Below are 19,015 nucleotides of genomic sequence, written 5' to 3'. Positions count from 1 at the left end.
CCACCTGCTTTCAGCACTGCGCGGCGATCTCGCCCAGGGTCTCGTCGATCGCATGAAGGATGGCGCCGGCATCTTCCCCGGTCATCGGCGTCGACAGCGCGAACAGGCCGTAGCTGGCGGAGAGCACGCCGCGACCGAGCAGGCCCTTGTGGAAAGCGTCGAATTTTTTCCGGTCGGCCTGGCCGGGATAGATGGAGCGGTAATCCGTGACGGGATGTGACGTGAAATGAACCTTGAACAGCGAGCCCAGGCCGACACATTGACCGTCGAGCCCATGTTTTTCGAAGGAGGCGGTGACGCCGTCGCGCAAGAACGAGCCAAGACGATCGAGATGGGCAAAGCTTTCTTTGGTCAGCGCCCGCATCGAGGCAAGGCCGGCGCGCATGGTGACCGGATTGGCGGTGAAGGTGCCGCCATGCGGAAGCGCCGGCTTGCCGGCGGTCGGATCGAACACCGCCATGACATCGGCGCGGCCGCCGACGGCGCCGACCGGAAAACCGCCGCCGATGATTTTTCCGAGCGCCGTCAGGTCGGGCTCGATGCCCCACAATCCTTGCGCACCCGACCATCCGAGTCGAAACGAGATGACCTCGTCGAAGATGACCAAGGCCCCCGCCGCGTGGGCGATCTCGGCCATGGCAAGGAGGTAATCCCGGCGCGCCGGGATCAGGCCGGCACGGTTGGGCATCGGGTCGATCAGCACGGCCGCGATGCCGCCGCCCTCGGCGGCGAAGACCGCGCGCAGCGCCTCGGTGTCGTTGAAGGGCACGGCGATCACGTCGTCCAGCACGCCGCGCGGCGTTCCCTTGGCATAGGGCGTCGATCTGGGCAGGTCGCCCCAGTTGGCGGGCGAGGAATCCAGGCTGACTTCGGCGAAATCGTAGGAGCCATGATAGGCGCCCTCGATCTTGACGATCTTCGACCGTTCGGTGAAGGCACGCGCAGCCTTGATCGCCATCATCACGCCCTCGGTGCCGGAATTGGTGAAGCGGACCTGGTCGACCGAGGGCAACCGCTCGACCAGAAGCTCGGCAAGCTCGATCTCGCTCAGCGTCGGGGCGCCGAAGGCCGTGCCGAGCGGCAGTTGCTCGGCCACGGCCGCCGTGACATCGGGATGCGCGTAGCCGTGGATCATCGCGGTGAAATTGTTGATGCAGTCGTAATAGGCATTGCCGTCGACATCCCAGACCCTGCACCCCGCGCCGCGCGCGGCGTAGATCGGAAACGGGTCGACGAAGACCGTGGTGCGCGTGTTGCCGCCCGGCATCACCTTCCTGGCGCGCTCGAACAGGGTCTTCGATCCGGGCATGGCGTCTGGATAATGCGGCATGGCTCTCCGAAGGCGAATTCGACTGTTGCAACAGCGGCGCAACCGCCGCTCGCCACGAAGCTACGGTTCGTTTCCGCGCCGGCGCAATCGGCCAGGCCGGCTATGCGACCCGACCAGGGTCGGCGCCGGCCGTTATCATTTCGCGGCAACCGCCATACGGTTCGGGTGCCTGAGATGGGTCGGCGTTATGCCGGTCTGCTGGCGATAGGCGATCTCGCCGGTCGCCAGGTCGCTGACGCGTCGGTCAGTGACCGGGGACGTTGCAGATAGCCGAACTGGTTGAATTGAAGTCCCTCGCCTTTCCACCGGCGAAACCGGCAAGCGAATTAGTGCGAAGCATCACTTCGCTTCCACCGTCCGACATTGGTCAACCCGCCGTCGGCAAATCCTGCTCGGATACGGCCAGCCAAGGTACCTAGTTCATTTGGATGATGCTTCCTACGCCTGAAGTCGTATCTGGGAACGCACAGCCGCTATGGCGTGTTCTTGAGAATCGCGAGGAATGTCCAGCAGACAGAGGACGGAGGCCCGTGACATTCACACATGGATCTTATGACGAGTTCGAGGGCGACCCGCGCCCGGCATGGGTTCGCTTCAGCATGCGCCACTGGAGGTGGAGCGCCGTTCCCGGATGCATCCTGCTCTTGGCACTAATATCTCCGGCGGACAATGGCGCCGAAATGCAGCAACAGATCGCCGCGGCGCGAAGAGAACTGTCTTCGACAAAAGCGCTACTGGGCCAGAGCCAGTACGCCGAGCGCACAGCAAGCGCGCAGGCAAGAGTGCTGGCCGGCACGTCGGCGGAGCAAGCAAACGCTCTCCATGTGGCGAACCAAAGCAACGAAGCTCTCAAACTCGACCTGGAAGCGGCTCGGCGCGTGATCAAAGGCTTGAAAGCACAAGCCATTTCCTTGGACGAAGCACGTAATGCCAAGGATGCGGCCCTGGCCGAGGCAAATCAATCGCTAGCCGAAGGGCGGGATAAGCTCGAGCAATCCGAACACGAACTCGCCATGGCCCGTCAGGCTGGCGACGCCAATGAGAGACGCGCAGATTTGGCTGTGGCGGAGCGGGCTGATGCGCTGAAGGACCTCCAGTTGGCTGTCGCCGCCGCAACACATGCCAACGAGGCATTGGATATGGAACGCGCGCGCGCAGCTTCGGCCGCAAGTGATGTCGAGATTGCCCGTCGGGAAAGAGACGCGGCAAGGCAGGCTTCTGCCGACTTGAGCGTCGCGTTGGAGCAAGAGCGTCAAAAATTGACCGACATGTCCGTTGCCCTTACCGCCGCGCGAAAGGCGATCGACCTTGTCAAGGTGCAAAGCGCGCGCCGCACAGCGCAGATCGAGCACGCGCCGCGGGCGCGTTCCACCGCGGTTCGACTTGCCAGCCAGGATGGCCAACCCGCCCGTCAAACAGGTTTGCCGGACAAAAACAAAGCGAAGATTGCGAGAACACCGAAACGGGTTTTGGTGGCGACGACGATTACTCTCCCCGACGCGTTGCTTCCGACCCCGCCTCGATGAAGATGGCCAGGAGCGCATTTGGAATAGCGCTAACGCAGGCCGTAGGAGGGTTCCGAAATGGACAAATACGTGGCAGTCGCCTTGATGATCGCAGCCGCCACCGGACCAGCAGCGGCCCTTGATGTCGGTGGAGGCGGCCAAATCGGCGGCGCGAGCGTTGGCGCTGGAGTGAGCGTCGGTTCGCAAGGCGTTTCCGCAGGGGTGGGGGCAAGTGTCGGCGGGTCGGGCGGCCTAAGCGTTGGCGCGTCAGCGGGCTCAGGCGGCGTTAGCGCTGGCGCGGCCACAAATGCCGATACCGGATCGGTCGGCGCAGGCGTTTCGGCAGGTGCCGGCACAGCAACTCCAGGCAGCCCGGAAACCGCGGCCCCCGACAACCTCGCGGTTTTCTCCGCCAAAAGCGCGACAACCGCGATCAGCCTCCCATCCATCCTGAAGCCTTCCAGCACACGTGGCGGCGAGTTTGGGCGATCTAAGGCGGGCTATCCCTTTGCGCCCCTGGTGTCGCTGAAAGCGAGGCCTGGCACGCCGCCCAAAGTCGTGAGCGCGTGCCGCGCGGCGATCGTATCCGCCGCGAGGCCGCTCGGCGCGGTGCGCGTATCCGCGGTCAGCGCCGGCCCGATGCGCCAACGCCACGCCGGCCTAGCGGCGCCGATCGAGGTGCGAATAGACTATGCGCTCCGAGGTGGCGTCCAGGTGCGACAGGCGAAAGTCCTGTGTCGCCTTGATGCAACAGGCAAGGTCATCGCGGTAACGTAACGACCGGCCGTCCTGGCCATCGGCAGAGATGCCACCTTGCCGGGGTTGTGCACCGCGAGCGCTATTTGGCAACGCCATTCGCCGCCATACGGTTCGGGTGCCTGAGATGGGTCGGCGTGATGCCGGTCTGCTGGCGGAAGACGCGGCTGAAATGGCCGGCATTGGCAAAGCCGCAGCGATAGGCGATCTCGCCGATGGCGAGATCGCTGCCTTCCAGCAGCGACCTGGCGTAATGCACCCGCAGCGCCAGATAGGCGGCCATCGGGCCGATGCCGAGCTCGGCGCCGAACAGCCGCTCGAGCTGGCGACGCGAGCAATTCTGCCTGGCGGCGATCTCGGCCACGGAGAGCGTTTCCTGCAGGTTGCTTTCCATCAGGAGCAGCGCCCGCTTCACCGCGCGGCTCGCGGCCGCGGGAAAAAGGTCGCCGACCGGCTGCACGTCGCGGCTGGAGCGGATGCGATCGAGCACCAGGATCTTGGCCGCCTTCTCCGCCGCCTTCTGGCCGATGAATTGCGAGACGAAATAGCCGGCGAGGTCGGCGGCACCCGTGCCGCCGGCGCAGGTGGCGCGGCCGCGGTCGACGGAATAGAGGCTGTCGGCATGGGCGTTCACATCCGGGAACTCGGCGCGGAAATCCTTGATGTGGAACCAGCTGACCGCGGCGCTGTAGCCGTCGAGCAGGCCGTAGCGGGCCAACACGAAGCTGCCGGTGCAGAGGGCGGTGAGCGGCACGCCCTTCCCGGCGGCGCGCATCAGGAACGCCTCCTTTTCCGAACTCAGCCTGCGGTTGGTGTCGAGCAGGCCGCCGACAACCACGACATTGTCGAAATCCTCCGGATTGCCCATCGCCCGGGTCGGCAGCAATTCGACGCCGCAGCTGGCGCGGATCGGCAGGCCGCGCTCGCCGACGATCTCCCAGTCGAACTCGATCCTGCGGCTGCGGTCGCCCTCGTCGCCGGCCAGCCTGAGCGTGTCGATGAACAGCGACAGCGGCGACAAGGTGAAATCGCGCACCAGGAGAAATGCGAATTTTTTGGCCATTCTTTCGCGATCCCACTTTCATTCGAGCCAGGCGCCATCCTGGCGACCAGCGACGTTTATCAACCGGCAAGCAGGCTGGATAGCGCGCGGCCTTGAACGGCGCCCTGGCTCGGTGCATGGTCCGCGCGCTTTTCAGCGGCCGCCGGGTGCCGCGGTCCTCAGTCGAAACGGCGGAGCCATCAAGCGATGACGACCATCCATCAATTCGCTGTGTACGAGGGGCAGGAATGGGTGCTGCCGGCCGATAACGAGTATTACGAGGTGTTCTTCGGCCTCGACGGGCGCTCGCTGGAGGGCTGGGAGCCGCCGGTGATGCGGCGTGTCGAAGAAGGCGAGCGCCTCTATTCCGATTTCCCCTGGCTGGGCGAACATGCGCCGCTGTTGCGCCAGCCGGCCGTCGATGCGCTGGCGGCGGCGCTGCGCCCCTATGGCGAGCTCGTCGCGCTGCGCGGCGAGAAGGTCTGGCTGCTCAACGTCACGACTGTGATCGACGCGCTGGACGAGGCGCGGTCGCAAATCGTGCGGTTCGAGGACGGCGACATTCTTGCGATCGAGCGCTACGCCTTCGACGCTGAAAGCATCGGGAGCTCGGAAGTGTTCAAGCTGCCGATGCGGGCTTCCCCGGTCTTCGTCAACGAGGTGTTCGTTGACCGGGTGCGCAAGGCCGGGTTGCGCAATGTGTCGTTCGAGCCGGTGTGGACATCGGGCACGACAGATTGACGCCTCACCAGGACGCAGATGTCGGCGCAGGCGGCAGACTGACCAGGCGCCGCTTGGAGCGCGGGCGGCAGGCATGCTATCGCAAGGCCGGAGGCGACGATGCGTGTCATTTTCCGATGTGACCCGATGCTGGCCGAGCACCTTCCGCGCCCGGTGCCTGCGCGCGGCGTGTTGCCGGACTGGCTGCGCGCGATGCCCGCCACCGCCTATTCGGCGATCCACGGCCGCGACATCCGCACCCTCAAGCAGTGCCCGCCGGTGGTCGATGCGATGACCTACGGCTTCATGATCCTGCTGCCCTGCGACGTCGTCGTCGACCGGGGCAAGTTTTCCTGGGACTGGAATATCCCGGAACCGGCCACCGGCAACCATCCGCGCGCGCCGCTGAGCTTCCACACGCCGGGGCAGCTTGCCGGCAGCCCCTTCGCCAGGCCTGGCCAGGCCGCGCTTAAATTCAACAGTTTCTGGACCATCGAGGTCGAGGATGGCTGGTCGCTCTACGCGACGCATCCCGTCAATCGCGAGGATCTTCCCTTCAGGCTGGTGACGGGCCTGGTGGATTCCGACCGGTTCAGCGATGGCGGCATCAATTTCCCGGCGATCTGGAAGGAGCCCGAATTCTGCGGCGTGCTCGGCAAGGGAACCCCGGTCGCGCAATGCTTCGCGGTTCCACGCGCCGCGCCGCAACTGGAATACGAGGTGTTCGACGAAAACCGCCAGGCCGCTTACACTCAGACAGTCGCGGATGTCCTGTCAACACCGGGTGTCTACCGCAAGCGGTTCCGCGCCAGGCGCGGACGCTCAACCGGTTAGAGCGGTTCAGCGCTTGAATCGCCGAACTGTTCCAACCCTTTGTTTTCGTGCAATTCCGGAAGGAAAACCGCTACGCGTTTTCCTCGAATTGCTCTAGTAAGCGGCGCAGCGCTTCCTCATCGAGCCATAGCCGGCCGCTTGGCGCCGAGGTGAGCGCCATGGCGATGATGCCGAAGGTGGACGGGCTGAGACGATAGGCTTGCGAATAAGCCGCCATCGCGCGATCGAGGTCACCCATTTCCTGCAGGACGACGCCTAGATTGGCCGCACCTTCCGCCGCGTCCGGGCTCTTCGCCAGCACCTGCCGGTAGGCCTCGGCGGCGGCTTCGAACTTGCGCATGTCCTGACGCACCAGCCCGAGGTCGAACCATTGCGCCGGATGCCCGCCACCAGCGACGGCGCGTACGAGGAAGCCCTCGGCCTCGGCAGGCGCGCCACGCTCCCACGCCAGGCGTCCGAGGCGCGCCAGCGCCTCCACGGATTTCGGATCGCTTTGCAGGACCCGGTCCCAGGCCGCGCCTGCCGCCGTGGCATCGCTCGCCTGATCGAAGGTTCGCGCTTGCTCAAGAAGGATTTCCACGCGGGACGACTGCCGTGCGGCGCGATCGAGCATCTGCAACGCCGCGTCGAAGCGGCCTTCAGCGCGGGCGATCCTGCCCGCCAAGATCAGGGCGGGAACATTGTCCGGACGGCTGGCAAGGCTCGCCTCGATCCGCGCCCGAGCCGCCGGCAGGTCCGATCTGGCGAACAACACCGCAGCCAGCAGATGGCAAAGCGCAGGATCGCCAGGGTGCCGCTTCAGGCCAAGCTCGCACAGATCCGTCGCCTGGGCGTGATCGCCGGAGTTGAAGGCGGCCACCGCGCGGCGGACCAGATCCTCGCTGCCAACTGGACCGGTGCTGGTCATGGAATCGAAGCTCCCTCCATGGTGGCGCGGCTGGCCGGCTCAACGCAGACGAGTGGTCCCGGCGCCCAAGCCTGGAAGATTAGGCCAGGATTAGGGCCAACCTGCCTGACTTGGGTGGTGCAATGCACGAACGGGATGGTCATTATAAACAGACACTTTATAACGGGCGATCTGATTATGACCACCAAGGGGAGACGATGCGTTACATACGTCCGCTTTCAATAGAAGATGCCGTTGGCGAGCTCGCCAAGGCGGTGGGCCCGGCCGCGATCCTGGCCGGGGGCAGTGACCTGCTGGTGAGGATGAAGGGCGGCTTCATCGAGCCCGAGCTGATCGTCGACATCAAGGCAATAGGCGGTCTGGCCGACATCAGCGAAACGGCCGACGGTTTTCGTATCGGCGCCGCGGTGCCCTGCGCGGTGCTGGGCGAAAACAAGGCGGTGCGCAAGGCATGGCCTGGCGTCGTCGAAGCGGCCAACCTGATCGGCTCGAAGCAGGTGCAGGGCCGCTGCACCATCACCGGCAATCTGTGCAACGCCTCGCCTGCCGCCGACAGCGTGCCGGCGCTGGTGGCGGCCGGCGCGAAGGGGGTGGTCGTCGGGCCTTCGGGCAAGCGCACAATTGCCGTCGAGACCGTGCCGACCGGACCGGGCCGCACGTCTCTCGCCAAGGGCGAGATCATCGAGGCGATCCTGCTGGAGAAGCGGCCGGAACATGCCGGCGACGCCTATCTGCGCTTCATTCCGCGCACCGAGATGGACATCGCGGTGGTGAGCGCCGGCGTGAACCTGACGCTCGACGAGAAGGGCGCGATCAGAAGCGCCCGCGTGGCGCTGGGCGCAGCCGCACCGACCGTGCTGCTGGTCGAGGAAGCTGGCCAGGTGCTGGTCGGCTCGAAGCTCGACGAAGGAACGCTGGAGCGGCTGGCCAAGATCTGCTCCGGCGCCTGCCGGCCGATCGACGACAAGCGCGGCACCATCGAATTCAGACGAAAAGTCGCGGGCGTGCTGGCGCAAAGAGCCGCCGCGATCGCCTACAAGCGTGCGGGAGGCAAATAATGGCCGGTGTAGCTGTATCAACCACGATCAACGGCGACGCCGTCGAATATCTTTGCCAGCCCGACGAGACGCTGCTTGAAGTGCTGCGCGATCGCCTCGGCCTGACGGGCGCCAAGGAAGGCTGCGGCACCGGCGATTGCGGCGCCTGCAGCGTCATCGTCGACGGCAGGCTGGTCTGCTCCTGCCTGGTGCTGGGCGCGGAAGCCGAGGGCCGCAAGGTCGAGACCATCGAAGGCATGGCGCATGGCGACCAGCTGCATCCGCTGCAGCAGAAGTTCCTGGAGCACGCGGCCCTGCAATGCGGCATCTGCACGCCAGGTTTCCTGATTGCGGCGAAGGACCTTTTGGCCAAGAACCCCTCGCCCACCGAGGAGGAAATCCGCTTCGGTCTCGCGGGGAATCTGTGCCGCTGCACCGGCTATGACAAGATTGTGCGCGCCGTCCAGGACGCGGCTGAAGTGATGAAGGGAGCCTGATCATGAATTTCGATCCGCGCTTTACCGGACGCAATTTCTCCTCGGTCGGCACGCGGCCGATCCGCCCCGACGGCATCGACAAGGTGACCGGACGCGCCCGCTACGGCGCCGACTTCAACATGGCCGGCCAGTTGGTCGGCCGCGTGCTGCGCAGCCCGCACGCGCATGCGGTGATCAAGAGCATCGACACTTCGAAGGCGGAAAAGCTCGCCGGCGTGAAGGCGGTGATTACGGCGAAGGACCTGCCCGACCTCACCGATGGCGACGCCGCCATGTACGACATCCTCGACAACTCGATGGCGCGCAAGAAGGCGCTCTATGACGGCCATGCGGTGGCCGCGGTGGCGGCGATCGACGCCCGGATCGCCCGCCAGGCGCTGAAGCTGATCGAGGTCGACTATGAGGTGCTGCCGCATGTCACCGATGTCGACGAGGCCGCGCAGCACCACGCGCCGCTGATCAACGACCAGGTCTTCACCGAGGGCCTCGAGGAAAAGCCGGCGAAACCCTCCAACGTCACCAAGCGCACGCAGTTCGGCCATGGCGATGTGCACAAGGGGTTCGCCCAGGCCGATTTCATCGTCGAGCGCTCCTTCAAGACCGAGCAGACGCATCAGGGCTATATCGAGCCGCATGCCTGCGTGGCGAGCGTCAACCCGGACGGCACGGCGGACCTTTGGGTCTGCACGCAGGGCCATTTCGTCTACCGCCAGCACTGCGCCCAACTGCTCGGGCTCGAAGCCTCGAAGCTGCGCGTCACCTCGTCGGAGATCGGCGGCGGTTTCGGCGGCAAGACCCATGTCTGGGCCGAGCCGGTGGCGCTGGCCCTTTCCCGCAAGGCCGGCCGTCCCGTAAAGCTGGTGATGACCCGCGACGAGGTTTTTCGCGCGTCGGGCCCGACCAGCGCCACTTCGATCGACGTCAGGATCGGCGCCAGGAAGGACGGCACCATCACTGCCGCGGAAGCGACGCTGCGCTATAGCGCCGGCCCCTATGCCGGCTCCTGGGCCGAGATCGGCGCGATGACGGCGTTCGCCTGCTACAAGCTGGAGAACGTCAAGACCGTCGGCTTCGAAGTGCTGGTCAACCGGCCGAAGACGGCGGCCTATCGCGCGCCTTCGGCGCCGATGGCGGCCTTCGCGGTGGAAAGCTCGATCGACGAGCTCGCCAAGGAGCTCGGCATGGACGCGGTGGACTTCCGCATCAAGAACGCCGCGCAGGAAGGCACGCGCGCCTCCTACGGCCCGGTCTACGGGCCGATCGGCATCGGCCCGACGCTGGAGGCGGTGAAGAAGCATCCGCACATGAAGGCGCCGCTCAAGGCGAACCAGGGGCGCGGCATGGCCTGCGGCTTCTGGTTCAACTTCGGCGGCCAGACCTGCACCGACTTGAACATCGGCATGGACGGCTCGGTGTCGCTGGCCGTGGGCACCGTCGATGTCGGCGGCTCCCGCGCCTCGCTGTCGCTGGTGGCGGCGGAGGAGCTCGGCATCGACTACGGCAACGTCAAGGCGATCGTCGCCGACACGTCTTCGCTCGGCTACAACGACATGACCGACGGCAGCCGCGGCACCTTCTCCTCCTCGATGGCGACGATTTCGGCCGCGCGCAACGCGATCAAGATCCTCAGGGATCGCGCGGCGCAAATGTGGGACATCCCGGTCGACGACGTCACCTGGGAAAAGGGCCATGCCATCGCCAAGGGCGAGAAATACGGCAACCTGTCGCCGCTGTCGCTCAAGGACATCGCGGCCAAGTCGGGCACCACCGGCGGCCCGATCGCCGGCCATAGCGAGCTCGTCGCCGACGGCGCCGGCGTCTCCTTCGCCACCCATATCTGCGACATCGAGGTCGACCCCGAGACAGGTGCTGCCCGGGTGATCCGCTACACGGTGGTGCAGGATGCCGGCAAGGCGGTGCACCCGACCTATGTCGAGGGCCAGTACCAGGGTGGCGCTGCGCAAGGCATCGGCTGGGCGCTCAACGAGGAGTATATCTACGGCAAGGACGGGCGGCTGCAGAATGCGGGCTTCCTCGACTACCGCATCCCGGTGTGCTCCGACCTGCCGATGATCGACACGCAGATCCTGGAAATCCCCAATCCCAACCACCCCTATGGCGTGCGCGGCGTGGGCGAAACCTCGATCGTGCCGCCGCTGGCGGCAATCGCCAATGCGGTGTCGAACGCGGTCGGCGTGCGCATGACCCACATCCCGATGTCGCCGCCGCGCATTCTCGCGGCGCTCGACGCGGAACGGGAAGGCTGAGAGGTAGCCAAGCTAGGGTAAGCTGTGTTGAGATTCAGGTCAGGCCGAGCCGAGAATGATGGCTTGCGAGAACCGGAGCGGAGCGTACTTGAAGTACGTGAGCACCGGCCTACGCCGGCCGTAGCTTTGGCTGCGCGGCGGCTTACGAGTGCTTCGGCCGGCGAAGGCCGGAAGCGCAGGAAGCCGTCCTTCGCAGGCCGGCCTCACCTGAATATCGACGCAGCTTGAGGGTCTGATGGTCGAAGTTACCCTTTGGGGCTCGCTCAGCGCCGTCGCCGGGGGCAAGGCCAAGCACGACATCGACGCCAAGGACATCAGGGAGCTGTTCCGCAAGCTGGCGGAACAGTATCCCGGGATCGAGCCGTGGATCGACCGCGGGATAGCGGTCGCGATCGACGGGACGATCTATCGCGATACGTGGAGCAAGGAGCTGCCGCCGGGGGCGGAGATTTTTTTGCTGCCGAGATTGGCTGGGGGATAGGCGGAGAACGAGATCGCAGTCTCGATGTCTGTGAGTTGGCTGTCGTGCGGACTTCGGGATAGTGCCAAATCAGCGCCTGCCATCTGCGACGCCTGGTGAAACGCTCTAGCCGATCGTCTCAAGGAATCGATCGGCGAAGTTGGCGAGCGCGTTCCAGTCGGTGAATTCGTGATCGCGCTCGATGTTCGGATCGCCGCTCTTCATGACGACGAATTTGACGAACTGCTCCTGAAAGAAATCGTACTTGGAGAAGCGCAAGGCGCCGCCGAGAAGCAGGGTCATGCGCGGTTGCCACGCCGTCACCGAGACGAAGCGATCCACGTATCTTTGAGCGTCTGCCTCGTGGCCTTCCAGCGCCGCCGACAGGCTGACGGATATGAGGGCGGAAGGCCTGGTGCTCAGCAGGTCGTGATGCGCAAACACGAAGTTCGTGACGGCTTCCTGGTGGTGCTCCTGGTGGACCGATGCGGCGATGACGAATGCGTCGACATGTCCAAGCTCCAAATCGGATGCAAGCGCCGCGCTATCCTGCAACTCCACATGGTGCCCGCGCCCACGAAAATGCGCTGCCACCCGCTCGGCAACCTTCTTCGTCTGCCCTTCCGTCGTTCCAAAGACTATCAGAACGTTCATGATATCCCTCCGACAGTGGAAGAGACATTGATGGGGACGATCGATACGCCCGGCATGCCGGTACTCCAACGGCGGCATTATAGCCCATGGAACAGGCTTCACGAACCGATTTTCGCTGCGGCCTGGGTGCTGGAGCAACCAAGCAACGAAGACTGAACTGGCGGTCCGCATCGCTGCCTGGCGAGCCCCCCGCGGTGCGCGCGGCCAGGGAACCAGCGTCGCGAAGATCCCGGTGGCGAAGGAGACCGGTACATGGCCTGCTCATGCGGGCCGACCGGCTCGTCACGCCAGTTGCCGAGGCGCACCCGGAAATACTCGCCGATGCGCTGGCGCGGCCCCTCGCTCTGCCCTTTCGGCGACTATTCGCGGCCGCCGGCGAGGTCGTTCGACACGAGCGGGTTCATCCGTTCCAGCGTTCCGTCCTTGATGACGAACTGGTGCCATATCGCGACCAGCGCATGGGCGCCGGCCAGCCACAGGATCAGCGTGCCGCCGGTTTCGTGCAGGTCGGCGATCTGGCCGGGCGCGCCCTGCACGGGCGTGGCAAGGGCTGGCAGGTCGATCCCCAGGAAGGAGACCGGGAGGCCGAGGCGCGAGGCGGCATACCAGCCGCTGAGCGGCAGCGCGATGAGGAACAGATAGAGCAGCGTGTGTCCGGCGCGCGCGGCAAGGTCCATCCAGCGGCTCTGCGGCTCCTCGACATGGGGCGCCGCCCCCAGCCAGCGCGCCAGGAGGCGCGGCACGACCAGCACCAGCACGGCAAGGCCGACGGTGAAATGCACATAGGAGGGGTCGGTGCGCGCATGGCGCCCGCCGACCGCGGTGAACCAGGCAATGACGACCAGCACGGCGGTAAGCCAGTGGATGGCGATGGTGATCTGTGTATAGCGCCGCATCGGGCTTCTCCGTCTTGCAAGGCTCGCGCGTATCCAGGGCCGGGAGCGCCCGGAATAATCGCGCAAGCTGATATTATGTTCCCGCGGGCTCCCAGGCAGGCGCCCGCGGTTGCCGTTCAGGCGCGGTCAGGCGATGTCGGCGGACGCCGCTTTGCGCTTGCGCCCGGTGATCATCGCCCGAACCAGGTTCTCGCGATGGCGAAGGCTTGCCAGCGCCACGCCGCCAATGTGGAGGAACACGAGCACCAGCAGGCCGTGCGCGGCCAGGCTGTGCGCATCCTCCACCCAGGACACGCCGAAATAGGCGTCCGTCGTCATCATCCACCCGGTCAGCGCCACGCAGGCCATCATGGCCATCAGCACGACAACCATCGCGCCGCCCGCCGGGTTGTGGCCGATATAGCGGGCTTCGCTGCCTTTGATTATGGCGGCGAGATAGCACAGCACCGTGGCGGGATCGCGCACGAATTGCGAGAAGCGCGCATACCGCGTGCCGACGACGCCCCACACCAGCCGCAGCGCAACAAGCGAGGCGGCGGCGTATCCGGCCCAGTGGTGGATGTCCTCGGCGCCCTCGGAGGTGAACCACGCGACGGCGAAGCTCAGCACGAGCGCCCAATGGAAGCCGCGCACGACCCGGTCCCAGACGCGCACCACATCGTGAGACGGGCGCGCGCCTGCTTGTGGGGGCAAGGCCCGATCAGTTTTCGCCGGCTTCGGCATTGTCGAGCTTCTCGAGGGTCTCGGCATTGTAGGCGGCGTTGACCTTCTTGCCGGACTTGTCGACCGCATAGACCTCGTAGCAGCCCTTCTCGGTCTTGATCTGGCGCACGGTCAGGCCTTCGCCTTTCAACTGCGCCTCGAGCGTCGTCTTGGGCTGGAACTTCGATTTCGCGGCCGTGCTGCAGGTGCCGGCAGCCAGGGCCGGTCCGGCGATCAGGCCCGCGAGGGCGGCAAGAACGAGAGTGCGATACATGAGAGCTCCATTCGGTTGGGGAAGTTGACGTGCGACCGGTATTTCGGCCGACAGGCCATGACGGCTTGCGCACGTCATTGGCGCGGCATAGCGAATCCAACCTGACAACCGCCTGACAATCGTTCCGGAAGCCGGCAAGGCCGGCGGCCAGCATGCCTGGCCAGGACGACCGCGGAGGCGCCCAAGCGCCGACCATCGGCGACAAGCAACCGCGCGCGCTTGGCGGCGCGATAGAACCCCCTCACACTCCCAGTGTCGGCTCGGTATTCACCTCCAGCCTCTTCCGCCTCTTCCGCCTCGCCCAGCACCTCGCCATGCACGCCGAGCGCATGGCCGATCCAGATCGGGTCGATCAGATGGTCGCGCTTGGGGTTGCTGGTGTTGGGGTGGATGAGGATGCTCAAGCCGTCGTGGTTCAGCATCAGCCAGGGGACGAGCGAGGCGAAGATCTCGGTGGCGAAGGAGACCTGGTACATGGCCTGCTCATGCGGGCCGACCGGCTCGTCGCGCCAGTTGCCGAGCCGCACGCGAAAACGTTCGCCGATGCGCCGGCGCGGCGGCGTCATGCTGGTTTCCTCTGGAATATCGTGGCCAGCCGCGCAGCCTATTTCGCCGCCTTACCCTTATCGCCCGCATCCGGCGCTTTCGGCGCCGGGGCAGCCGTTACGCCGATGGCGGAGACCCGCCAGCGGTTGTCGACGTTTTCGAAGGAGAGGTCGAAATCGATCTCCAGTGGCTGCGTGGGAAACAGGCCAACAAGGTGCAGCTGCTTCTGGGGATCGAGAAAGGGCGGCGTGGACAGTTGCGGGGCGACGACGGCAACCGCCGTCAGATCGGCGCCGGACTGGCGCAGCGCCTGGAACCTGATGGCAAGGTCGGCCGCGGTGTTCTGGGCGCGAAAGCCCGGCGAGCCCATGTCCCTCAACACTGTGAAGTTGCCTGTCTCCACGGCCTGTTGCAGAGCCATCATCGTGCTGCGGGCGAGATAGATCGATTGCGCGGCATTTGCCGGCCAGGCTGGCGCGGCCGGTGCGGCCGGCGAAGACGCTTTCTTCTTGCCCGACGCCGGCGCCTGAGTCTGCGTCTGGGCAAAGCCAAGTCCGGCGGCGCACACGACCAGCGTCGCCGCCAAGAGGATTGTGACTGTTCGCATTGGGATCATCATGTCCAGCCGGCGGGTCCGCTTCCTACCAGCTCATCCTCAGGCCCAGCCGTCCGCCGGCCATATGCTGGTTGGGATCGAAGGCGATGCCGCCATTCAACTGGAGCTGCGAGCCGAGCCGGGCGCCCGCGCTGAGCGCAAAGGCGTTGGCTCCTTCGAACGTGCCCCAGTTCAAGGTGGTGACGAATTTTTCGTCCGCAAGCACGGTCGGGGCGCCGGCCAGCGCCATCGCCATGGCGACGCCGGAATAGGCGCGGCTGCCGACGCTGTCGATGCGCGAGTTGAGACTGTTGAATTGCGCAGGGTCGGCAAAGCCGAGAGCGCCCGGGGTCACCGAGGCGAGATTGCCGCTGGAATCGGTGGTGACGATCTCGATCGCGCCGGTTTGAGCGGATGAGCTCGCCGCCGACGTCAAGCCGGGCATCGCATAGGTGTTGCTCGCCGTTCCGAACACCTGCTCGTTCTGCCTTGTCGCGACGGCGCCCGAGCCATAGGCGGCCGATCCCGCATAGCCGGCGCTGGCACCCGGGCCGATCGCAACCGCGTTCAGGCCGGCCGAGGATGCGCCCGCTCCCATGGCGATTGCATTGGCGCCGGTCACCGTCGTTCCATTGCCGAGCGCGATGGTGTTGGCGGCGTTGACCGTGTTACCCGATCCGATCACCACCGATCCGGAGGAATTGGTGGTGCTTGCGACAGTGTTGTTCGAGCCGAACACTTGGATACCGTCGCCGTTGCCGGCGACATCCGGGGCGTTGACGGCGTTGTCGTCGCCGTAGACGAAGGACTTGTCGCCATTGACAACGTTGGGATCGCCGATCGCGTAGCTGCCATTGCCTTTGACGGTGTTGCCGGTGCCGAAGGCGCCGCTGTCGTCGCCCGTGACGCTGTTGTTGGAGCCGATGACGGTGGTGTTGTCCCCCTGCGATTGATTGTTGGTGCCGCCGGCCAGGGCGTTGGTGCCGCTGGCGTTGCTTGCCGAGCCGGCCGCGGTGGAATTGGTCCCGCTCGCGTGCGGCTGCGTGCCGGAGGCGGTCGTGTCGTAATAGGGCGGGTTTCCGCTTCCGCCGGTGATGCAGGTCAGATCGCCCGAAGCATTGGTGCCGATGCCGGACGAGCAGCCCGCAAGCGATGAAAAGCGGACAGTGCCCACGACATCGAGGCCCGCGGCCGGCGTATCCGTGCCGATGCCCACATTCCCATTTCCATCGATGGTCATGCGCGTCACGCCATCGGTTGCAAGGAGAAGCCGGCCGCTCGATCCGGTGGCCGAATGCGCATTGATCAGCGAGGTCCCGACGCCGAAGCTCGCGCCGCCATAGCCGAAGGTCAGCGCATCCGCGTTGGCTGCGGAGGACGCACCGATCGTCTCGTACGTATCTTCCAAGGAGTCGCCGTAGACATGCAGCTTGCTGTCGGGGGAAGCGGTGCCGAGACCGACATTGCCGTTGGCTGCGATGTCAAGGCTGCTTGTCGGCGCGCCCGGCCGGATGCGGAAAGGAAGCCGGCTGCCGTTCGTCGTGTCGCGTATGAAGAAATTCGCCTCGTTGCCGCCGATGTCCCAAGTCTGAGCCGTGAAGCCGGCGGCGTTTGTCTGCTCAAGGCGGATCGCTGGGGTGTCGCCTCGGGTTATCTGCAGGCCAAGCGCCGGGTTGGACGTGCCCAGCCCGAGATTCCCCGAGCTGCTGACATAGAGCGCATTCTCGGGAGCGCCCGCATCGACGCGGAACACCATCTTGTTGCTCGTCGCATCCTGGATGCCGAAGTAGTTGGCGCCACCAGAGCCGGAATCGTTCGCAATCAGCGCCCAGTCATTGGCGGCGAATCCGGCGTTCGTGCTCGTGTCGTCGAAGTAGATGCGTGTGTTGTTTTCCTTCACGACGATCGTGTTGAACCCGAAGGACTCGTTGTCGACGCAGTCGAGCCCGACGCAGAGGCTTCCCTGAACGATCTGGTCGTCCGCTACGACGTTGTCGGCCAGCGCTTCGGCGACCGGCACGGCGAGGATCGCCGCGCCCAGGCACAACGCTGCGCATTTCGTCGCGAGCTGTTTTGTTTTCGCCACAAGCCCCTCCCCCGAGGATCAATGATCGCAGATATGCAGGCTTATGTGCTGGCCGTCAGTTTGGCAAGCAGTAGAACCACTCGCCGCAGCTCTTTATCGCGGGTGTGTTTCGAGCACATCACCAGTAACGGCCGATCTGTGGTCAATGCTTTTCCAGCCTGGATTATGCTGCCCCTTGCGTAGCTCTAATTGTAACTGGGCAAACACGCCATGTCAGAATGGCATATTTTAGCTAAGCTGCATATATGAAGCTGATTCCGACCGATGCTTCCGGGGTACGCCGCGTGGGACGTGGGCTCTGGCTCTCTCGTCCCGCGTGCATGGCTGCGAGGACGCGCCCCCCTCACGCCCCCAGCGTCGGCTGCGTATTCACCTCCAGCGCCTCTTCCGCCTCGTCCTCCTCTCCCAGCGCCTCGCCATGCACGCTGAGCGCGCGGCCGATCCAGATCGGGTCGATCAAATGGTCGCGCTTGGGGTTGGTGGTGTTGGGGTGGACGAGGATGCTCAGGCCCCCGTGGTTCAGCATCAGCCAGGGGACGAGCGTAGCGAAGATTTCGGTGGCGAAGGAGACCTGGTACATGGCCTGCTCATGCGGGCCGACCGGCTCGTCGCGCCAGTTGCCCAGCCGCACGCGAAAACGCTCGCCGATGCGCTCGCGCAGCCATTCGGCCTGCCGGCGCTGGGCAGCATCACCGTAGTAGATGTGGGCGTGATAGCTGGCGATCTCAGCAAGCGGTCTCGGATCAAGCGGCGTGGCGTCTTTCATCGCGATGTTCCCCTCCCCGGTGATCCCGGTCTGTCGTGCTCGGTGGAACTCTAAGCGGTTCTTCGCTTCCTGGAAACGGCGAGCCGCTCTACAGACTGTTTAGCATCGGCATGGTTGGCGCGTGATGACATACGCTGGCGCTGCCCCCTCTCCGTCCGCTACGCGGCCACCCTCTCCCCCGCTTTGCGGGGGCGAGGAAAAGGGGCGCCGCCGGCCGCTCGCGACAATGTGTATGGCGGGTATTTCAGTCTTCGCTTATCAACGATGGCAGCATGCCATCCATGGTTCCCGGACAGCCCCGTCCGGCGAAGAGAATGTCTTTGTGAATGAGGCAAGGGATGGAGGGGGATCGGCGACGGAACGGCTTTTGATACGCCTCAGGCGTGGCCGTTGGCGCCCGGAAACGGGCGGCAACGCGCGCTGAAGCGGGCGCGTTCCGGCATCTTCAAAGCGGGCAACCAAGGCGGACCACCGAGCGGAGCCGAGCGAAACGGCACCCCGCGACATTGTGAAATCGGGCACAGTCCCGGGTCTCGTTGTTGACTACCGCTTGCCCCACTCCCTTCGATTTTGAGTTTTGGCGATTTCATCGGGGTTTGGCATGTCGCATCTTCTGTTTGTGCTCGCGCTCGGCTTCGTCGCCTGGCAGTGGTTCGCCAAGGGTCGGGCGAAAGGGGTTCGACCGAAAAGCGTTCGACCGGAGGGCGGCCGGCGCGCTGCGCAGCGGACCGCTTCTTCCGACGACACCGACGACGATGCCGAAGGCGACGAGATCGCCGATGTCGCCGAAGCGGTTTCGAGCTTCCTCGGCGAAAAAGGCCTGCTTGGCGAAGGGCTGCTTGGCGAGACCGGGCGGGAACTGCTCGGGCAGGCCGTCAGCCGCGCCTTGCAGGAGTCAGGCCTCACCGGCGAGATCGAGCGCAGGGCGGCCGAGGTGCTGAAGCCGCTCAGGCAGGCGTCAGCCAAGCAGTCGAAGAAGGCGGCAGCGCAGGCACAAGGCAAGCAGCGCGCCAAATATCTGCTCGACGGCGATGGCGGCTACCGGCAGCGCAGCGACCGCACCGCGCGGCTCGAACAATCCTTCAGGGGCAAGGGCCTCTGTTCGCCGCGTTAGCGCGGCTGCCATCCTGAATCGTCTGTC

At 65.3% G+C, this 19,015-nt stretch carries 19 protein-coding genes and 1 pseudogene; 9 read left to right on the top strand and 11 right to left on the bottom strand.

Annotation, left to right across the window (positions count from 1 at the left end; genetic code table 11):
- Positions 1-10: 10 nt before the first annotated feature.
- Positions 11-1,330 (bottom strand): aspartate aminotransferase family protein, encoded by a 1,320-nt coding sequence (locus tag WDX12_RS22805; protein WP_434722101.1) that lies wholly within the window; start codon positions 1,328-1,330, stop codon positions 11-13.
- Between the two features lie 680 nt (positions 1,331-2,010).
- Here WDX12_RS22805 and WDX12_RS22800 point away from each other — a divergent pair.
- Both WDX12_RS22800 and WDX12_RS22795 read left to right on the top strand, forming a co-directional pair.
- Complete coding sequence (locus tag WDX12_RS22800; protein WP_434722100.1) at positions 2,011-2,856, top strand: hypothetical protein; 846 nt, start codon at positions 2,011-2,013, stop codon at positions 2,854-2,856.
- 57 nt (positions 2,857-2,913) lie between these two features.
- Positions 2,914-3,612 (top strand): hypothetical protein, encoded by a 699-nt coding sequence (locus WDX12_RS22795; protein WP_434722099.1) that lies wholly within the window; start codon positions 2,914-2,916, stop codon positions 3,610-3,612.
- A 61-nt stretch (positions 3,613-3,673) separates the two neighbouring features.
- Here WDX12_RS22795 and WDX12_RS22790 read toward each other — a convergent pair whose 3' ends face one another.
- Entirely contained in the window at positions 3,674-4,654 is a 981-nt protein-coding gene (locus WDX12_RS22790) for a GlxA family transcriptional regulator (RefSeq protein WP_320296104.1), read from the bottom strand.
- Positions 4,655-4,840: 186 nt separating this feature from the next.
- Here WDX12_RS22790 and WDX12_RS22785 point away from each other — a divergent pair, with 186 nt between their 5' ends.
- Entirely contained in the window at positions 4,841-5,374 is a 534-nt protein-coding gene (locus WDX12_RS22785) for an imm11 family protein (protein ID WP_320296105.1), read from the top strand.
- Positions 5,375-5,473: 99 nt separating this feature from the next.
- Positions 5,474-6,187: a hypothetical protein gene (locus WDX12_RS22780; RefSeq protein WP_320296106.1), complete on the top strand. Its 714-nt coding sequence runs from the start codon at positions 5,474-5,476 to the stop codon at positions 6,185-6,187.
- A gap of 70 nt (positions 6,188-6,257) precedes the next feature.
- On the opposite strand, the gene WDX12_RS22775 is transcribed toward WDX12_RS22780, so the two are convergent.
- Positions 6,258-7,094 (bottom strand): tetratricopeptide repeat protein, encoded by an 837-nt coding sequence (locus tag WDX12_RS22775; RefSeq protein WP_434722098.1) that lies wholly within the window; start codon positions 7,092-7,094, stop codon positions 6,258-6,260.
- A gap of 197 nt (positions 7,095-7,291) precedes the next feature.
- On the opposite strand from WDX12_RS22775, the gene WDX12_RS22770 reads away from it, so the two are divergent.
- The 4 genes from WDX12_RS22770 (at position 7,292) to WDX12_RS22755 (ending at position 11,376) form a co-directional block, all read left to right on the top strand.
- Positions 7,292-8,152, top strand: a complete 861-nt coding sequence (locus WDX12_RS22770) for an FAD binding domain-containing protein (RefSeq protein WP_434722097.1) — start codon at positions 7,292-7,294, stop codon at positions 8,150-8,152.
- The gene (locus WDX12_RS22765; protein ID WP_127865144.1) at positions 8,152-8,628 is read left to right on the top strand and encodes a (2Fe-2S)-binding protein; all 477 of its coding nucleotides are present in this window, start codon (positions 8,152-8,154) and stop codon (positions 8,626-8,628) included. Before WDX12_RS22770 ends, WDX12_RS22765 begins: the two co-directional genes overlap by 1 nt.
- A 2-nt stretch (positions 8,629-8,630) precedes the next feature.
- Positions 8,631-10,895 carry a xanthine dehydrogenase family protein molybdopterin-binding subunit gene (locus WDX12_RS22760; RefSeq protein WP_320296110.1) on the top strand — a complete coding sequence of 755 codons (2,265 nt, stop codon included), beginning with the start codon at positions 8,631-8,633 and terminating at the stop codon, positions 10,893-10,895.
- Between the two features lie 235 nt (positions 10,896-11,130).
- On the top strand, positions 11,131-11,376 hold the full coding sequence (locus WDX12_RS22755) for a MoaD/ThiS family protein (RefSeq protein WP_434722096.1): 246 nt from the start codon (positions 11,131-11,133) through the stop codon (positions 11,374-11,376).
- Positions 11,377-11,481: 105 nt separating this feature from the next.
- Here WDX12_RS22755 and WDX12_RS22750 read toward each other — a convergent pair whose 3' ends face one another.
- From WDX12_RS22750 to WDX12_RS22715, 8 genes and pseudogenes are all read right to left on the bottom strand, one after another.
- Positions 11,482-12,087 carry a flavodoxin domain-containing protein gene (locus WDX12_RS22750; protein ID WP_434722095.1) on the bottom strand — a complete coding sequence of 202 codons (606 nt, stop codon included), beginning with the start codon at positions 12,085-12,087 and terminating at the stop codon, positions 11,482-11,484.
- A gap of 281 nt (positions 12,088-12,368) precedes the next feature.
- Positions 12,369-12,905: a cytochrome b gene (locus WDX12_RS22745; protein WP_434722094.1), complete on the bottom strand. Its 537-nt coding sequence runs from the start codon at positions 12,903-12,905 to the stop codon at positions 12,369-12,371.
- Positions 12,906-13,031: 126 nt separating this feature from the next.
- Positions 13,032-13,628: a cytochrome b/b6 domain-containing protein gene (locus WDX12_RS22740; RefSeq protein ID WP_434722093.1), complete on the bottom strand. Its 597-nt coding sequence runs from the start codon at positions 13,626-13,628 to the stop codon at positions 13,032-13,034.
- Entirely contained in the window at positions 13,606-13,881 is a 276-nt protein-coding gene (locus tag WDX12_RS22735; protein ID WP_434722092.1) for a PepSY domain-containing protein, read from the bottom strand. The genes WDX12_RS22740 and WDX12_RS22735 overlap by 23 nt, the downstream gene beginning before the upstream one ends.
- Positions 13,882-14,122: 241 nt before the next feature.
- A pseudogene (locus tag WDX12_RS22730) lies at positions 14,123-14,435 on the bottom strand (DOPA 4,5-dioxygenase family protein); the annotation flags it as partial.
- Between the two features lie 50 nt (positions 14,436-14,485).
- Complete coding sequence (locus WDX12_RS22725) at positions 14,486-15,013, bottom strand: hypothetical protein (RefSeq protein ID WP_320296116.1); 528 nt, start codon at positions 15,011-15,013, stop codon at positions 14,486-14,488.
- A gap of 55 nt (positions 15,014-15,068) precedes the next feature.
- The gene (locus WDX12_RS22720; protein WP_434722091.1) at positions 15,069-17,108 is read right to left on the bottom strand and encodes a hypothetical protein; all 2,040 of its coding nucleotides are present in this window, start codon (positions 17,106-17,108) and stop codon (positions 15,069-15,071) included.
- Between the two features lie 343 nt (positions 17,109-17,451).
- A complete protein-coding gene (locus WDX12_RS22715) occupies positions 17,452-17,874 on the bottom strand; it encodes a DOPA 4,5-dioxygenase family protein (RefSeq protein WP_434722090.1) in 423 nt (140 codons plus the stop codon).
- 601 nt (positions 17,875-18,475) lie between these two features.
- On the opposite strand from WDX12_RS22715, the gene WDX12_RS22710 reads away from it, so the two are divergent.
- Positions 18,476-18,988: a hypothetical protein gene (locus tag WDX12_RS22710; protein WP_320296119.1), complete on the top strand. Its 513-nt coding sequence runs from the start codon at positions 18,476-18,478 to the stop codon at positions 18,986-18,988.
- The last annotated feature ends 27 nt before the right edge of the window (positions 18,989-19,015 follow it).

Origin of the sequence: Mesorhizobium sp. RIZ17, from assembly GCF_051127865.1 — a bacterium.
Classification (GTDB): Bacteria; Pseudomonadota; Alphaproteobacteria; order Rhizobiales; family Rhizobiaceae; genus Mesorhizobium; species Mesorhizobium humile.
The sequence above is the reverse complement of the archived record's forward strand: the minus strand, read 5'-3'. Positions and strand labels throughout refer to the sequence as shown.

Excerpts from the sequence above, each read along its gene's own strand:
- WDX12_RS22790 (WP_320296104.1), bottom strand. The coding sequence starts at position 4,654 with ATGGCCAAAAAATTCGCATTTCTCCTGGTGCGCGATTTCACCTTGTCG.
- WDX12_RS22795 (WP_434722099.1), top strand. The coding sequence starts at position 2,914 with ATGGACAAATACGTGGCAGTCGCCTTGATGATCGCAGCCGCCACCGGA.
- WDX12_RS22760 (WP_320296110.1), top strand. The coding sequence starts at position 8,631 with ATGAATTTCGATCCGCGCTTTACCGGACGCAATTTCTCCTCGGTCGGC.
- WDX12_RS22780 (WP_320296106.1), top strand. The coding sequence starts at position 5,474 with ATGCGTGTCATTTTCCGATGTGACCCGATGCTGGCCGAGCACCTTCCG.
- WDX12_RS22805 (WP_434722101.1), bottom strand. The coding sequence starts at position 1,330 with ATGCCGCATTATCCAGACGCCATGCCCGGATCGAAGACCCTGTTCGAG.
- WDX12_RS22785 (WP_320296105.1), top strand. The coding sequence starts at position 4,841 with ATGACGACCATCCATCAATTCGCTGTGTACGAGGGGCAGGAATGGGTG.
- WDX12_RS22710 (WP_320296119.1), top strand. The coding sequence starts at position 18,476 with ATGTCGCATCTTCTGTTTGTGCTCGCGCTCGGCTTCGTCGCCTGGCAG.
- WDX12_RS22775 (WP_434722098.1), bottom strand. The coding sequence starts at position 7,094 with ATGACCAGCACCGGTCCAGTTGGCAGCGAGGATCTGGTCCGCCGCGCG.
- WDX12_RS22765 (WP_127865144.1), top strand. The coding sequence starts at position 8,152 with ATGGCCGGTGTAGCTGTATCAACCACGATCAACGGCGACGCCGTCGAA.
- WDX12_RS22750 (WP_434722095.1), bottom strand. The coding sequence starts at position 12,087 with ATGCCGCCGTTGGAGTACCGGCATGCCGGGCGTATCGATCGTCCCCAT.
- WDX12_RS22770 (WP_434722097.1), top strand. The coding sequence starts at position 7,292 with ATGCGTTACATACGTCCGCTTTCAATAGAAGATGCCGTTGGCGAGCTC.
- WDX12_RS22740 (WP_434722093.1), bottom strand. The coding sequence starts at position 13,628 with ATGCCGAAGCCGGCGAAAACTGATCGGGCCTTGCCCCCACAAGCAGGC.
- WDX12_RS22745 (WP_434722094.1), bottom strand. The coding sequence starts at position 12,905 with ATGCGGCGCTATACACAGATCACCATCGCCATCCACTGGCTTACCGCC.
- WDX12_RS22735 (WP_434722092.1), bottom strand. The coding sequence starts at position 13,881 with ATGTATCGCACTCTCGTTCTTGCCGCCCTCGCGGGCCTGATCGCCGGA.
- WDX12_RS22800 (WP_434722100.1), top strand. The coding sequence starts at position 2,011 with ATGCAGCAACAGATCGCCGCGGCGCGAAGAGAACTGTCTTCGACAAAA.
- WDX12_RS22755 (WP_434722096.1), top strand. The coding sequence starts at position 11,131 with ATGGTCGAAGTTACCCTTTGGGGCTCGCTCAGCGCCGTCGCCGGGGGC.
- WDX12_RS22715 (WP_434722090.1), bottom strand. The coding sequence starts at position 17,874 with ATGAAAGACGCCACGCCGCTTGATCCGAGACCGCTTGCTGAGATCGCC.